This window comes from Isoptericola sp. 178 (assembly GCF_030586525.1).
Lineage (GTDB): Bacteria > Actinomycetota > Actinomycetes > Actinomycetales > Cellulomonadaceae > Isoptericola > Isoptericola sediminis.
Window position 1 is genome coordinate 483,791 of sequence record NZ_JAUQYN010000001.1, and the last position, 14,332, is coordinate 498,122.

Annotated in this window: 10 protein-coding genes; 5 read left to right on the forward strand and 5 right to left on the reverse strand. The window is 74.2% G+C overall.

Annotated elements, in window-relative coordinates; genetic code table 11:
* Nucleotides 1–94: 94 nt before the first annotated feature.
* Both Q6349_RS02250 and acs read left to right on the forward strand, forming a co-directional pair.
* On the forward strand, nucleotides 95–925 hold the full coding sequence (locus Q6349_RS02250) for an HAD family phosphatase (protein WP_304602676.1): 831 nt from the start codon (nucleotides 95–97) through the stop codon (nucleotides 923–925).
* A gap of 444 nt (nucleotides 926–1,369) precedes the next feature.
* The gene (gene acs / locus Q6349_RS02255; RefSeq protein WP_304602677.1) at nucleotides 1,370–3,367 is read left to right on the forward strand and encodes an acetate--CoA ligase; all 1,998 of its coding nucleotides are present in this window, start codon (nucleotides 1,370–1,372) and stop codon (nucleotides 3,365–3,367) included.
* Between the two features lie 267 nt (nucleotides 3,368–3,634).
* Here acs and Q6349_RS02260 read toward each other — a convergent pair whose 3' ends face one another.
* Entirely contained in the window at nucleotides 3,635–4,399 is a 765-nt protein-coding gene (locus tag Q6349_RS02260; RefSeq protein WP_171246517.1) for an AraC family transcriptional regulator, read from the reverse strand.
* Between the two features lie 75 nt (nucleotides 4,400–4,474).
* On the opposite strand from Q6349_RS02260, the gene mshD reads away from it, so the two are divergent.
* The 3 genes from mshD (at nucleotide 4,475) to Q6349_RS02275 (ending at nucleotide 8,884) form a co-directional block, all read left to right on the forward strand.
* Nucleotides 4,475–5,422, forward strand: coding sequence for a mycothiol synthase (mshD, locus tag Q6349_RS02265; RefSeq protein WP_304602678.1), 948 nt, complete (start codon nucleotides 4,475–4,477; stop codon nucleotides 5,420–5,422).
* 172 nt (nucleotides 5,423–5,594) lie between these two features.
* Entirely contained in the window at nucleotides 5,595–7,829 is a 2,235-nt protein-coding gene (locus Q6349_RS02270) for an RNA degradosome polyphosphate kinase (protein WP_304603085.1), read from the forward strand.
* A gap of 8 nt (nucleotides 7,830–7,837) precedes the next feature.
* Nucleotides 7,838–8,884 carry an NUDIX hydrolase gene (locus Q6349_RS02275; RefSeq protein WP_304602679.1) on the forward strand — a complete coding sequence of 349 codons (1,047 nt, stop codon included), beginning with the start codon at nucleotides 7,838–7,840 and terminating at the stop codon, nucleotides 8,882–8,884.
* A 22-nt stretch (nucleotides 8,885–8,906) separates the two neighbouring features.
* Here Q6349_RS02275 and hutI read toward each other — a convergent pair whose 3' ends face one another.
* From hutI to hutU, 4 genes are read right to left on the reverse strand one after another with little or no spacing between them, the layout of a single operon-like run.
* The gene (gene hutI / locus Q6349_RS02280; RefSeq protein WP_304602680.1) at nucleotides 8,907–10,091 is read right to left on the reverse strand and encodes an imidazolonepropionase; all 1,185 of its coding nucleotides are present in this window, start codon (nucleotides 10,089–10,091) and stop codon (nucleotides 8,907–8,909) included.
* A complete protein-coding gene (locus Q6349_RS02285; protein ID WP_304602681.1) occupies nucleotides 10,088–11,440 on the reverse strand; it encodes a formimidoylglutamate deiminase in 1,353 nt (450 codons plus the stop codon). The genes hutI and Q6349_RS02285 overlap by 4 nt, the downstream gene beginning before the upstream one ends.
* Nucleotides 11,437–12,645 carry an allantoate amidohydrolase gene (locus Q6349_RS02290; RefSeq protein WP_304602682.1) on the reverse strand — a complete coding sequence of 403 codons (1,209 nt, stop codon included), beginning with the start codon at nucleotides 12,643–12,645 and terminating at the stop codon, nucleotides 11,437–11,439. Before Q6349_RS02290 ends, Q6349_RS02285 begins: the two co-directional genes overlap by 4 nt.
* Complete coding sequence (gene hutU / locus Q6349_RS02295) at nucleotides 12,642–14,315, reverse strand: urocanate hydratase (RefSeq protein ID WP_304602683.1); 1,674 nt, start codon at nucleotides 14,313–14,315, stop codon at nucleotides 12,642–12,644. The genes Q6349_RS02290 and hutU overlap by 4 nt, the downstream gene beginning before the upstream one ends.
* Between the last annotated feature and the right edge of the window lie 17 nt (nucleotides 14,316–14,332).

A 14,332-nucleotide genomic window follows, 5' to 3' on the forward strand; every position in this document is an offset into this window, starting at 1 on the left:
GCGGCCGCCGGGGACGACGAGACCTGGGGGTGACGTCCCCGAACGCTCCCGCGGCCCTGCCGACCTCCTCCAGGACGGCGCTAGGCTCGCCCCCATGAGCACCTCGCCGCTGGAGCCGCAGCAGCAGGGGGGCGGCACGTCGACGGGCCGACGGGTCGCCGCGTTCTTCGACCTGGACAAGACGATCATCGCCACGAGCTCCACCGCGGTGTTCTCCCCCTCGTTCCTCGCCGGCGGGCTCATCACGCGCGGCGACGTGCTGCGCAGCGCCTACGCGCACTTCCTCTACATGGCCGGCAGCGCGGACGCGGACCAGACCGAGCGGATGCGCCAGCACCTGTCGGACCTGGCCACCGGGTGGGACGTGGCCCGGGTGAAGCAGATCGTCGCCGAGACCGTGCACGAGCACGTCGACCCGTACGTCTACGCCGAGGCGGTGGACCTCATCACCGAGCACCACGAGGCCGGGCACGACGTCGTCGTCGTCTCGGCGTCCGGCACCGAGCTGGTGGAGCCGATCGCCGCCATGCTCGGGGCGGACCACGTGGTCGCCACCCGGATGGCGGTCGCCGACGGCCGGTTCACCGGGGAGATCGACTTCTACGCCTACGGGGAGAACAAGGCGACGGCGATCCGGGACCTCGCGCGGAAGCGCGGCTACGACCTGGACCGCTGCTACGCCTACTCGGACTCGGTCACCGACGCGCCGATGCTGGCCGCGGTGGGGCACGGGCACGCGGTCAACCCCGACCGTGCGCTGCGCCGGATGGCCGCCGAGAACGGGTGGGAGATGCTGACCTTCACCCGCCCGGTGGCGCTGCGCCCGCGGGTGCGCCCGGTCCCGGTGCTGGCGGCGGTCGGGCTGCTCGGCGCGGTGGGCCTCACGTGGTGGTGGCGCCGTCGCCAGGGACGCGACCTCGCCTGACGCGGGCGCTTGCGGTGGACGTCCCCCGGGCGTTTGATGGACGGGTCAGGACGGCACGCGGGACCCACGCTCAGGAAGTCCACGTCGAGGACTCGTCGAACGGGCTGGACCCGGTACGGCGATCGAGGACAAGGCGCCTGCTACCCGTGTCCTGTCCGGCGTGAACGGCGTCCCGGCCACCGTGCCCGGGCGCCGTTCGCGTGGTGGGTCGGGACCGTCGCTCGAACGGCACCCCACCCGGTCACGCACCGTCCGGGCGCGACCACGACCGCTCGGCGGACCAGGGCGACCGCTCGCGGAACGGCGCCGCCGAGCGGATTGCGGAGCATTCCTTACTTTCGGCGTCCCGGGCGTGATCCCGGTCACGGTGCGGGTCTAGACTCGCCTGTGATGCGGCCCGGAGAGGCACGCGGACGGACGGAACGCGACGACGCGGAGGAACCAGTGACCGACACCCAGTCCAGCAGCCCGAGCCTGGAGAACCTGCTCCACGAGACCCGCACCTTCCCCCCCAGCGGGGAGTTCGCCGCCCAGGCGAACGCCCAGCCGTCGCTGTACGACGACGCGGCGGCCGACCGCCTCGAGTTCTGGGCGCGCCAGGCCCGCGACCTCGTCACCTGGCGGACGCCCTTCACCGAGACCCTCGACTGGTCCGGTGCGCCGGTGGCCCGCTGGTTCGCGGATGGCACCCTCAACGCCGCCTACAACGCGGTCGACCGGCACGTCGAGGCCGGCCTCGGCGACCGGGTCGCGATCCACTTCGAGGGCGAGCCCGGCGACACCCGCACCGTCACCTACGCCGACATGCAGCGCGAGGTGTCCCGTGCGGCCAACGCCCTGGCCGCGCTCGGGGTCGAGTCCGGCGACCGCGTCGTCATCTACATGCCCATGCTCGTCGAGTCGGCCGTGGCCATGCTCGCCTGCGCCCGGATCGGCGCCGCGCACTCGGTCGTGTTCGGCGGGTTCAGCGCCGACGCCCTGCGCAGCCGCATCGCCGACGCCGAGGCCAAGGTCGTCATCACCGCCGACGGCGGCTACCGCCGCGGTGCACCCAGCCCCCTCAAGCCCGCGGTCGACGAGGCCCTGCGCGGCGAGGGCGCCGAGAGCGTCGAGCACGTGCTGGTGGTCCGCCGCACCGAGCAGGACGTCGACTGGACCGAGGGCCGGGACGTGTGGTGGCACGACGTCGTGGACACCGCCGACGACGTCCACGAGCCCACCTGGGTGGAGGCCGAGCACCCGCTCTTCATCCTGTACACCTCCGGGACCACCGGGAAGCCGAAGGGCATCCTGCACACCACCGGCGGGTATCTCACCCAGGCCGCCTACACGCACAAGAACGTCTTCGACCTCAAGCCGGAGAGCGACGTCTACTGGTGCTCGGCGGACATCGGCTGGGTCACCGGGCACACCTACATCGTCTACGGACCGATGCTCAACGGCGCCACCCAGGTGATGTACGAGGGCACCCCGGACACCCCGCACAAGGGCCGCTGGTGGGAGCTCGTCGAGAAGTACAAGGTCTCGCTGTTCTACACCGCCCCGACCGCGATCCGGGCCTGCATGAAGTGGGGCGAGGAGATCCCCGCCGGCTTCGACCTGTCCTCGCTGCGGCTCCTCGGCTCGGTCGGCGAACCGATCAACCCCGAGGCGTGGATGTGGTACCGCCGCGTCATCGGTGGTGACACCACCCCGATCGTGGACACCTGGTGGCAGACGGAGACGGGCGCCATCATGATCAGCCCGCTGCCCGGCGTCACCGCGACCAAGCCGGGCTCGGCCCAGGTCCCGCTGCCGGGCATCAGCGCCGACGTCGTCGACGACGAGGCGAAGCCGGTGCCCGACGGCGGAGGCGGCTACCTCGTGCTGTCCGAGCCGTGGCCGTCGATGCTGCGCGGCATCTGGGGCGACCTGCAGCGGTTCAAGGACACCTACTGGTCCCGGTTCCCCGGCCTGTACTTCGCCGGGGACGGCGCCAAGAAGGACGAGGACGGCGACATCTGGCTGCTCGGTCGCGTGGACGACGTCATGAACGTCTCCGGGCACCGGCTGTCCACGACCGAGATCGAGTCGGCCCTGGTGTCCAACGACCTCGTCGCCGAGGCCGCCGTCGTCGGGGCGTCCGACGAGATGTCCGGCCAGGCGGTGGTGGCGTTCGTCATCCTGCGCGGCGAGCACGCTGACGAAGCCTCGACCGACGAGGGATCGGCGCGCATCGAGAAGACGCTGCGCGACCACGTGGCCAAGGAGATCGGCCCGATCGCCAAGCCCCGCAGGATCCTCGTCGTGCCCGAGCTGCCCAAGACCCGGTCCGGCAAGATCATGCGTCGCCTGCTGCGCGACGTCGCCGAGAACCGTGAGGTCGGCGACGCCACGACGCTGGCGGACTCGTCGGTGATGAACCTGATCCAGGCCGGCCTCGGCAAGCCTTCGGAGGACTGAGCCGGAGCGAGCTCGCGAGCGCAGGCTCCGTCCGAGCAACAGGCCCTGAGGACTGAGCCGGAGCGAGCTCGCGAGCGCAGGCTCCGTCCGAGCAACAGGCCCTGAGGACTGAGCCGGAGCGAGCCCACCACGACCGCGAGGTCGTACCGTCCGCGTCCCCGTCGTACCCCGCGGGTGCGACCGCGACGCGGACGGTACGACCTCGCCGTCGTCGGCGGGTGTGGGTCACGCGGCGGGGTCACGCGGCGGGGTCACGCGGCAGCCGGGTCACTCCGTGGCCAGCGCTCGGCTCTTGCGCCGGTAGACCGACGGCGTCTCCCCCGTCAGCCGCACGAAGGTCCGGGTGAACGACGGCTGGTCGTAGAACCCCGCCCGCACCGCCACCTCGGCGAGGGTCAGGTCGGTCTGCGTCAGCAGGGTGGTCGCGTGGTCGACCCGCGCCCGCAGCACGAACTGCTTGGGGGTCAGCCCGAAGATCCGTCGCATCCGACGGTCCAGGGCGCCGGTCGTGCAGCCGGCGACCTCGGCCAGCTCGGCCTGGGTCACGCCCACGCCCAGACGGTCCTCGACGACCTGCACCACGCGGGCCATGGACCCGATCACCTGGTCGTGCACGTCGCGGGTGTTCAGGTCCCGGGAGGTGGACACGAGCCCGAGGACGACGCCGTCCCGCTGCACGGGGAGCTTGGTCGTCAGGTACCACCCCGGCACACCCCCGGGGCGCCGGATGAGCTCGAGCTCGTTGCGCAGCGGCCAGGCCTCGCTGAGCACCCTGCCGTCCTGCTCCTCGTAGCGGGCGGCGAGCTCGGGCGCGAACAGCTCGGCCGAGGTGCGGCCGACGACGTCGCGGGGCGAGCGACGGTTGGCGCGGTCCACGAAGGTGCGGTTGACCAGCACGTACCGGCCGGTGACGTCCTTGGCGCAGAACATCGTGCCCGACATCTCGTCGAGCAGGTCGACGAGCTCGGGGGACAACGCGTCGATGAGCCGCTCGGCCTCGGGCCACAGCTCCACGGGTGCGCCGATCGCCATGGCGTCGGACGCTACCACCGGCGCGGACCCTCGCCGGAGCGCCGGCGGGCACGGGCCAGGGGCCACAATGGTCGGGTGCGACTTCCCGTCCCGATCGAGATCGGTCCCCTGTCCCCGTCCGCCCAGGACGCCGTGCGCACCCTGGCCTCGACGGCCGCGGCCCACGACGGCGTGGACTCGCTCTCGGAGCAGCCGCTGCTGCGCCTCGGCGACGACGGCGCGGACCTGACCCACGCTGTGGTCCGGTCCCGGGCGGGCGCGACGATCGGCTACCTGCAGGTGGACCGCGGGGGCGACGTGGCCGGTGCGGAGATGGTCGTCCACCCCGAGCACCGGCGCGCCGGCGTGGGCAGCCTGCTGCTGCGGACCGCGGAGCGCGACGCGCGGCTGCCGGAGCGGTCCGGGGCCCCCGACCAGCGGGGCAAGCCGTTGCGGGTGTGGGCCCACGGCGACCTGCCCGCCGCCCGGGCCTTCGCGGAGTCCCACGGCTACGCCGTCGTGCGCGAGCTGCTGTTCCTGGCCCGCCCGCTCGACGGGGCGGGCGACGCCGCCGACGCCCCCGCCGTGCCCGACGGCTACGTCCTGCGTCCGTTCCGGCCGGGCGAGGACGACGACGCCTGGCTGGCGCTCAACGCGCTGGCGTTCGCCGACCACCCCGAGCAGGGGCGCCTGGGCCCCGACGACCTGAGGGCCCGGCTGGCCGAGCCGTGGTTCGACGCGGCCGGGTTCCTCGTGCTGGACCGTCCGGACGGCCGGCCGGCCGGCTTCGTGTGGACGAAGGTGGAGACCGACCAGCCGGCAGGGCAGGCCGACGGCGAGATCTACGCCCTCGGCGTCGACCCGGGCACGCAGGGCGAGGGACTCGGGCGGCTGCTGACCCGGGCGGGGCTGCAGCACCTGGCGGCCGTGGGTTGCACGCGCGCCGTGCTGTACGTCGAGGGCGACAACGTCCCGGCGCTGCGCACCTACGAGCGGGCCGGGTTCACCCGGGCCGCGGTGGACGTGCAGTACGCCCGCCCCTGACCCGGTCGACGCCTGCGTCACCCACCGGTCGGCAATCAGTGCCACGATGGGGCGTATGACAGGCTCCTCCACCCCCGCGGCGCGTCGACGCGACGCCCGTGGCCGGTTCGTGGCTGCCGCCACCTCCACCTCGTCCGAGACCCGTACGACAGCGAAGGCAGGACCCCGCCGGATGGATCCCGAGCTCGCCGCCCACATCGCCGAGCACATCGCCGAGGAGCCGGACCAGGACCAGGTCGTCGAGGAGTCCCTGCACCAGCCGGAGCTCCCCGAGGACCGGTTCGCCGACCGCGAGCTGAGCTGGCTCGCCTTCAACGAACGGGTGCTCGAGCTCGCCGAGGACGAGTCCCTGCCCCTGCTGGAACGCGTGCGGTTCCTGGCGATCTTCGCCTCGAACCTGGACGAGTTCTTCATGGTCCGGGTCGCCGGCCTGAAGCGCCGCATCGCCACCGGGATCGCCGTCACCGCGGCCTCGGGCCTCAGCCCGCGCGAGGTGCTCGCCGGCATCGGCGCCAAGGCCCACGAGCTGATGGACCGGCACGCCCGGGTGTTCCGCGACGACGTCTCGCCGGCCCTGCACGACGAGGGCATCACGCTCGTGCACTGGGACGAGCTGCTCGAGAAGGAGCAGCAGCGCCTGCACAAGTTCTTCCGCAAGCACATCTTCCCGGTGCTCACGCCGCTGGCCGTGGACCCCGCGCACCCCTTCCCCTACATCTCCGGGCTGTCGCTCAACCTGGCCGTCGTGGTGGCCAACCCGCTGACCGACAAGGAGCACTTCGCCCGGGTCAAGGTGCCCCCGCTGCTGCCGCGGTTCATCGCCGTCGACGACCGGGGCCGCCCCAGCGCGCCGACACCGACCCAGAAGGGTGGGACGCAGAAGTCCTTCGTGCCGCTGGAGGAGGTCATCGCCCAGCACCTGGACTACCTCTTCCCCGGGATGGAGATCCGCGAGCACCACACCTTCCGCGTCACCCGCAACGAGGACGTGGAGGTCGAGGAGGACGACGCCGAGAACCTCCTGCAGGCGATGGAGAAGGAGCTGCTGCGGCGCCGCTTCGGCCCGCCGGTCCGCCTCGAGCTGCACGAGGAGATCTCGCCGCGCATCCGCGAGCTGCTGGTGCGCGAGCTCGGCGTGGTCGAGGAGGAGGTCTACCAGCTGCCCGGGCCGCTCGACCTGACGGGTCTCAACGTGCTGGCCGACATCGACCGCGCGGAGCTGCACTACCCGCCGTTCGTCCCGACGACGCACCGCCAGCTCGCCGAGGTGGAGTCGGCGATGCCCGGCAACGTGTTCGCCGCGATCCGCGAGCGGGACGTGCTCCTGCACCACCCCTACGACTCGTTCTCGACGTCGGTGCAGACGTTCCTCGAGCAGGCCGCGGCCGACCCGAAGGTGCTGGCGATCAAGCAGACGCTGTACCGCACGTCGGGCGACTCCCCGATCGTCGACGCGCTCATCGACGCCGCCGAGGCGGGCAAGCAGGTCCTGGCCCTGGTGGAGATCAAGGCCCGGTTCGACGAGCAGGCCAACATCTCCTGGGCCCGCAAGCTGGAGGAGGCCGGCGTCCACGTCGTGTACGGCATCGTGGGGCTGAAGACGCACTGCAAGCTCTCCCTGGTGGTGCGCCAGGAGTCGGACGGGCTGGCCCGCTACTGCCACGTGGGCACGGGCAACTACCACCCGAAGACGGCGCGGCTGTACACCGACCACGGCCTGCTGACCTGCGACCCGGACGTGGGCCAGGACCTGACCCGGCTGTTCAACCAGCTCTCCGGGTACGCGCCGCACTCGAAGTTCCACCGCCTGCTCGTGGCGCCGCGCACGGTGCGCAGCGGGCTGATCGAGCGGATCGACCGCGAGGCCGAGGCCGCGCGTGCCGGGCACGAGGCGTGGGTGCGGATCAAGGTCAACTCGGCGGTCGACGAGGCGACGATCGACGCCCTGTACCGCGCCTCCCAGGCCGGGGCGAAGGTCGACCTCGTGGTCCGCGGCATCTGCGCGCTGCGCCCCGGGGTGCCGGGGCTCAGCGAGAACATCCGGGTGCGGTCGATCCTCGGCCGGTTCCTGGAGCACTCGCGCATCTTCGCGTTCGCGAACTCGGTCGGCCCCGCCATCGGCGAGGGCGAGAGCAACGGGCCGGAGGTCTTCATCGGCTCGGCCGACCTGATGCACCGCAACCTGGACCGCCGGGTCGAGGCGCTCATCCGGGTCAAGGACACCGGCCAGATCCTCGAGCTGCTCGAGCTGATGAACGACTCGATGTCCGCCCGGACCGCCGCGTGGCACCTCCAGCCGGACGGCACCTGGCGGCGCCAGGTCGAGGACGACGAGGGCCGCCCGACGGTGGACCTGCAGTCCGTGCTGGTCGACCGTCACCGCCGGCGTCCGCCGAGCTCCCGCTGAGCCGCCCGATGAGCACCACGTCCCAGTCCGGACGCGTCCTGCGCACCGCGACCCCGTTCGTCGACCCGCTGGGGCCGACGTCCGTGCAGCACGCCCCGGTGATCCAGACCGCCGGTGCGGTCGTGTGGCGCATCCGCCACGACCGCCTCCAGGTCCAGCTCGTCCACCGCCCCCGCTACGACGACTGGTCGTGGCCCAAGGGCAAGCACGAGGAGGGCGAGTCGCTGGCGACCACCGCCGTGCGGGAGGTCACCGAGGAGACGGGCAAACCCGTGGTCCTCGGGCTCCCGCTGCCCGGTCTGCAGTACCTGACGCCGGAGGGCCGGGTGAAGCGGGTGCACTACTGGGCCGCGCGCCGCGCCTCGGCCAAGCACGACTCCCGGGCGCTGGCCGCACGGACGCCGGTCGCCCCCGCCTCGAAGCGGGAGATCGACAAGGCCGAGTGGCTCGACGCCGAGGACGCCGCCGAGCGGCTGACCCGGAGCACCGACCGCGGGCCGCTGGACGCGCTGGTCGAGGCGCACCGCGACGGCCAGCTGGCCACGCACGCCGTCGTCATCGTCCGGCACGGACGGGCCCTGCCGCGCGCCAACTGGTACGGCGTCGAGCAGGACCGTCCGCTCACACCCCTGGGGCACGGGCAGGCCGCCGCCCTCGTGCCGGTGCTGGCCTCCTACGGCGTGGACGCGGTGATCTCCAGCCGCTGGGAGCGCTGCGCGACGACGATCGACCCGTACGTGCGCGCCGCCAACCTGCGCCCGGAGTACAGCGACAACCTCGGCGAGGCCCAGCACGAACGCTCCCCGGCGCGCGTCGCGGCGGCGGTGCGCGACCTGCTGGAGGCCGACCGGGCCTCGGTGCTGTGCACGCACCGCCCCGTGCTGCCGACGGTGCTGGACGTGCTCGGCCAGCACTCGAGCCGGTCGGTGGCCTCCACGCTGCCGCGGCGCGACCCCTACCTGGAGCCGGGCGAGGCGCTCGTCGCGCACGTGGCGCGCACGCCGAAGGGCCCCAAGGTGGTCGCTGCCGAGCGGGTGGCTCCGCAGGTCTTCTGAGGCTCCGCCCGCACCGGACCGGTCAGCCGACGGGGCGCCCGCCCCGCAGGACCGTGCGGACGATCGGCACGCCCGGGCGGTAGGCCAGGTGCACGTGCGAGGGCGCGTCGAGCACGACGAGGTCGGCCCGCGCCCCGGGCCGGAGCGTCCCGACGTCGTCGCGCCGCAGGGCCGCGGCTCCCCCGGCGGTGGCGGCGTGCACGGCCTCCAGCGGTGTCAGACCCATCTCCCGCACGGCGAGCGCCACGACGAACGGCATCGACGAGGAGTAGCAGCTGCCGGGGTTGCAGTCGGTGGCCAGGGCGACGGCGACGCCCGCGTCGAGGAGCGCCCGCGCGTCCGGGTAGGGCGAGCGGGTGGAGAACTCCACGGCGGGCAGCAGCGTCGCCACCGTGCTCGACCCCGCCAGTGCCGCGACGTCGTCGCCGGTGAGGTAGGTGCAGTGGTCGACGCTGGCGGCACCGACCTCGACGGCGAGCCGGACGCCGGGACCGGGCCCGAGCTGGTTGCCGTGCACGCGGGGCAGCAGCCCGGCACGGATCCCGGCCTCCAGGACCTCCCGGGACTCGTCGGCGTCGAACGCCGTGGCTGCGGCGGGTTCGCAGAAGACGTCGACCCACCGCGCGTGGGGTGCGCAGGCGGCGAGCATCGGCCCGGTGACGAGGTCGAGGTAGGCACGACGGTCGAGCTCGGCCGGCACGGTGTGGGCGCCGAGGAACGTCGTCTCGTCGGTGAGCTCGCGCGCCAGGCGCAGCATGCGTTCCTCGGTGGCGACGTCCTGGCCGTACCCGCTCTTGATCTCGACGGTCGTGGTCCCCTGGGCGAGCATCTCCGCCACGAGGCGTCCCGCGCCGTGGCGCAGCACGTCGTCGGAGGCGGCCCGCGTGGCCGCCACGGTGGTGGCGATGCCCCCGCCGGTGTAGGGCTCGCCGGCCATCCGGGCGGCGAACTCCGCGGACCGGTCCCCGGCGAAGACGACGTGCGAGTGCGAGTCCACGAACCCGGGCACCACGCAGCGTCCCTCGACGTCGAGCCGGTCGTCCGCGGCCGGGGCCCGTGCGGCGGGGCCTGTCCAGACGACCCGACCGCTGGAGACCACCAGCGCGGCGTCGGTCAGGACCCCCGACGGGCCGTGCGCGGGGTCGTGGGCGACGAGCTCGCCGATGCCCGTGACGAGCAGCGTGCGGTCCTCGGCCGGTTCCGTCATCGTCCCTCCTCCACGAGGTCCCAGATCCTCGCGATCGACGTCCGCAGGGCGGAGGCCACGTCCAGGTCGACGTGCCGCCCGTCGCGGACCACGGTGCGTCCGTCGCGGACCACGGTCCGCACGTCGCGGGCCCCGGCGACCAGCGCGGCCTGGGCGGGGTCGGTACCCGCCGTGGCCGGCGTGTCGAGGGCCACGGCGACGAGGTCGGCCCGCGCCCCGACCTCGATCCGGCCGGCGTCGTCCCAGCCGAGCGCGCGGTGGCCCGCCGCGGTGGCCGCCTCGACCACGGCGGCGGGTGCGAGCACGCCCCGGCGGCCGGTGCGCAGCCGGGCGTGCTCCTCCAGCCCGCGTGCCTCGGCGAGCAGGTCGGCGGCCACGTGCTGGTCGGAGCCGACGCACAGCGGCACCCCGGTCGCGGCGAGTCGGTCGACGGGGGCGAGTCCGTCGGCCAGGTCGCGTTCGGTCGTCGGGCAGACGCACACGGCGGTGCCGGACGCGGCCAGCCGGGCGACGTCGTCGGCGTCCAGGTGGACGCCGTGCACCACGGTGGTGCGCGGGCCGAGCGCACCGGCGGCGTCGAGCACCCCCGTGGGGCTCGTCCCGTGGGCCGTCCGTGCCGCCCGGTTCTCGCCGGGCTGCTCGGACAGGTGCGCGTGCAGCGGGGCCCCGTGCTCCCGCGCCCAGGCCGCGACGACGGCGATCTCCTCCGGGGCGAGGGCCCGCACCGAGTGCACGGCCGCCCCGACGCGGACGTCGTCCGCTCCCGCCCAGGCCGACCGGAGCTCCTCCACGCGGGTCCGCCAGGCGTCGGCGTCCCCGTCGCCGAAGCGCCGCTGCGCGGGCGCGAGCGGCTGGTACGAACCGTCCTCGAGACCACCGTGGAGGTAGCAGGTGTCGAGCAGCGTCAGGCGCACACCGGCCCGGGAGGCGGCCCGCCGCAGCGCCCCGGCCATGGCGTGCGGGTCGTCGTACCGGCCGCCGTCCGGCGCGTGGTGCACGTAGTGGAACTCCCCGACCGCCGTCACACCCGCGAGCGCCAGCTCCGCGTAGGTCGCCGTGGCCAGCTCCTCGTACGCCGCGGGGGTCAGGACGTCGGCGACGGCGTACATGCGCTCGCGCCAGGTCCAGAAGGATCCGCCGTCGTCGTGCGTGCGTCCGCGCAGCGCCCGGTGGAAGGCGTGCGAGTGCGCGTCCGCCAGCCCGGGCAGGACGACGCCGGGCAGCACCGTGTCGGTCGGGTCCGGCGTGGTCCCGGGTTCGACGGCGGTCACCCGGCCGGCGTCGGTCTCGACGCGCACCCCGGCGGCGAGGCCGCCCGGCAGCCACGCGTGCTCGCACCAGAAGCTCACGCGGCCTCCCCCAGGAGGTCGGTCAGGACGTCCGCGAGCGCCGCGACACCGGCCTCGCAGTCGGCCGCCTCGGCGTACTCGGTGGGGGTGTGGGAGGCACCCGTGGGGTTGCGGACGAACAGCATCGCGGTCGCCACGCCGGTGGCGGCGAGGATGCCGGCGTCGTGCCCGGCGCCGGTCCCGATCACGGGCGCGGGTGCGCCCCCGGCGGGTCGTCCGACGACGTCGGCCAGGCGGGCGGCCAGGGCCGGGTCGAACACGGTGGCCGGGGACCAGGACTCCTCGACGGGGCCGTAGCCCGACAGGTCGGCGAGGACCCGGTGCACGGCGTCCTCGCGGGGTGCCCGGGAGTCGATCCAGGCCCGGACCCGCGAGGGGATCGCGTTGACGCCGTTCGGCTCCACGGAGACCTTCGCGACGGTGGCGAGCGCGTCGGCCGACCCGGCGGCGGCTCGGACCTCCTGGATCAGCCCGGCCAGGTCCAGCATCGGGTCGTGCCGGTGGGCCAGCGGCGTCGTGCCCGCGTGGTTCGCCTCGCCGTGCAGGTCGACCCGCCAGCGGCCGTGCGGCCAGATCGCCGACGCCACCGCGACGGGCGATTCGTCGTCGCCGTGCAGGTCCGCGAGGTACCGCCCCTGCTCCACGTGCAGCTCGACGAAGGTGCCCACCCGGGCCAGCGCCTCGGTGTCGCGCCCGTAGCCGACCGGGTCCAGGCCCGCCCCGGCCAGCACGTCGGCGAGGGTGTCCCCGGCGTCGTCACGCAGACCGAGCAGACGGTCGGCACCCGCGGTGCCCGTCACGGCCCGGGACCCGAGGCAGGCCAGCCCGAACCGGGCGCCCTCCTCGTCGGAGAAGTTCACGACGCCGAGGGGCCGGGCGGGGCGCACACCGCGGGCCCGCAGCAGGTCGACGGCCGCGAAGGCGCTCGCGACGCCCAGCGGGCCGTCGAACGCGCCGCCCCCGGGCACCGAGTCGAGATGGCTGCCGGTGACGACGCCGGGGCCGTCGGCGTCCGGGTCGCCCCACCACGCCCACTGGTTCCCGGCGCGGTCCACGGTGACGTCGAGCCCGCGGGCGGCGGCCTCGGCGACGAACCACTCGCGCAGGGTGAGGTCCGCCGTCGTCCAGGCGAAGCGGGCGTACCCGCCGCTCGGGGCCCGTCCGACGTCGGCGAGGTCCCGCAGGAGTCCCGCGACACCGCTCACGTGTCACCCCGCATCGGCAGCTCGAGGCCACCACGTTCGGCCGCGGCGAGGGCGTCGTCGTACCCGGCGTCGGCGTGCCGCAGCACGCCCGTGGCCGGGTCGTTGGACAGCACCCGCTCGAGCTTCTGCGCGGCCAGGTCGGTGCCGTCGGCGACGGTCACCTGGCCGGCGTGGATCGACCGCCCCATCCCGACGCCGCCGCCGTGGTGCAGCGACACCCAGGTGGCGCCGGAGGCGGTGTTGACCATCGCGTTGAGCAGCGGCCAGTCCGCGATCGCGTCGGAGCCGTCCGCCATCGCCTCGGTCTCGCGGTAGGGCGAGGCGACCGAGCCGGAGTCCAGGTGGTCGCGCCCGATGACGATCGGCGCGCTGATCTCGCCGGACTCGACCAGCTCGTTGAAGCGCAGCCCCGCCCGGTCGCGCTCGCCGTGCCCGAGCCAGCAGATGCGCGCGGGCAGCCCCTGGAAGGCGACCTTGTCCTGGGCGGCGCGGATCCACCGGTGCAGGTGGTCGTCGTCGGGGAAGAGGTCGAGCACGGCCCGGTCGGTGGCCGCGATGTCGCGCGGGTCCCCGGACAGCGCCGCCCACCGGAACGGCCCCTTGCCCTGGGCGAACAGCGGGCGGATGTAGGCGGGCACGAAGCCCGGGAACGCGAAGGCCCGCTCGTAACCGCCCTGGCGTGCCTCGTCGCGGATCGAGTTGCCGTAGTCGAACACCTCGGCACCGGCGTCCTGGAAGCCGACCATGGCCTCCACGTGCCGGGCCATCGACTCGCGGGCCCGGTCGGTGAACTCCTCGGGCTTCGCGGCGGCGTACTCGGCCCAGTCGGCGACGTCGACGCCCACCGGGAGGTAGGACAGCGGGTCGTGCGCGGAGGTCTGGTCGGTGACGACGTCCACGTCCGCGCCGCGGCGCAGCAGCTCGGGCAGCACCTCCGCGCTGTTCCCGGTCAGCCCGACCGACAGCGGCCGGGCGGCGGCCTTCGCCTCCTGCACCCGCTGCAGGGCATCGTCGAGGGAGTCGGCGACGACGTCCAGGTAGCGCTCGCGCACGCGCCGGTCGAGACGCGCCCGGTCGACGTCGACCACGAGGCAGACACCCCCGTTGAGGGTGACGGCGAGCGGCTGCGCGCCGCCCATGCCGCCGCAGCCGCCCGTGACCGTCAGCGTCCCGGCCAGTGTGCCGCCGAAACGCTGGGCGGCCACCGCGGCGAGCGTCTCGTAGGTGCCCTGCAGGATGCCCTGCGCGCCGATGTAGATCCACGACCCGGCCGTCATCTGCCCGTACATCGTCAGCCCGAGCTGCTCGAGACGGCGGAACTCCGGCCAGGTGGCCCAGTCCCCCACGAGGTGGGAGTTGGCGATGAGCACCCGCGGCGCCCACTCGTGGGTCCGCAGCACCCCCACCGGTTTGCCGGACTGCACGAGCATCGTCTCGTCCGCGCGCAGGTCCGTCAGCGTGCGGACCATCGCGTGGAAGCTCGGCCAGTCCCGGGCGGCACGGCCCGTGCCGCCGTAGACGACCAGGTCGTCGGGACGCTCGGCGACCTCCGGGTCGAGGTTGTTCTGCAGCATGCGCAGCGGCGCCTCGGTCTGCCAGCTCCGGGCGGTCAGGGTGGTGCCGCGCGGGGCACGGACCGGCACGGGGGTGCCGCGGTCGTAGGTCGTCATCGGTGACTCCTCGGGTG

Coding starts and splice junctions, on each gene's coding strand:
- Q6349_RS02250 (WP_304602676.1), top strand. CDS start 95: ATGAGCACCTCGCCGCTGGAGCCGCAGCAGCAGGGGGGCGGCACGTCG.
- Q6349_RS02260 (WP_171246517.1), bottom strand. CDS start 4,399: ATGGCGATCGGCGCACCCGTGGAGCTGTGGCCCGAGGCCGAGCGGCTC.
- Q6349_RS02270 (WP_304603085.1), top strand. CDS start 5,595: ATGGATCCCGAGCTCGCCGCCCACATCGCCGAGCACATCGCCGAGGAG.
- Q6349_RS02275 (WP_304602679.1), top strand. CDS start 7,838: ATGAGCACCACGTCCCAGTCCGGACGCGTCCTGCGCACCGCGACCCCG.
- hutI (WP_304602680.1), bottom strand. CDS start 10,091: ATGACGGAACCGGCCGAGGACCGCACGCTGCTCGTCACGGGCATCGGC.
- hutU (WP_304602683.1), bottom strand. CDS start 14,315: ATGACGACCTACGACCGCGGCACCCCCGTGCCGGTCCGTGCCCCGCGC.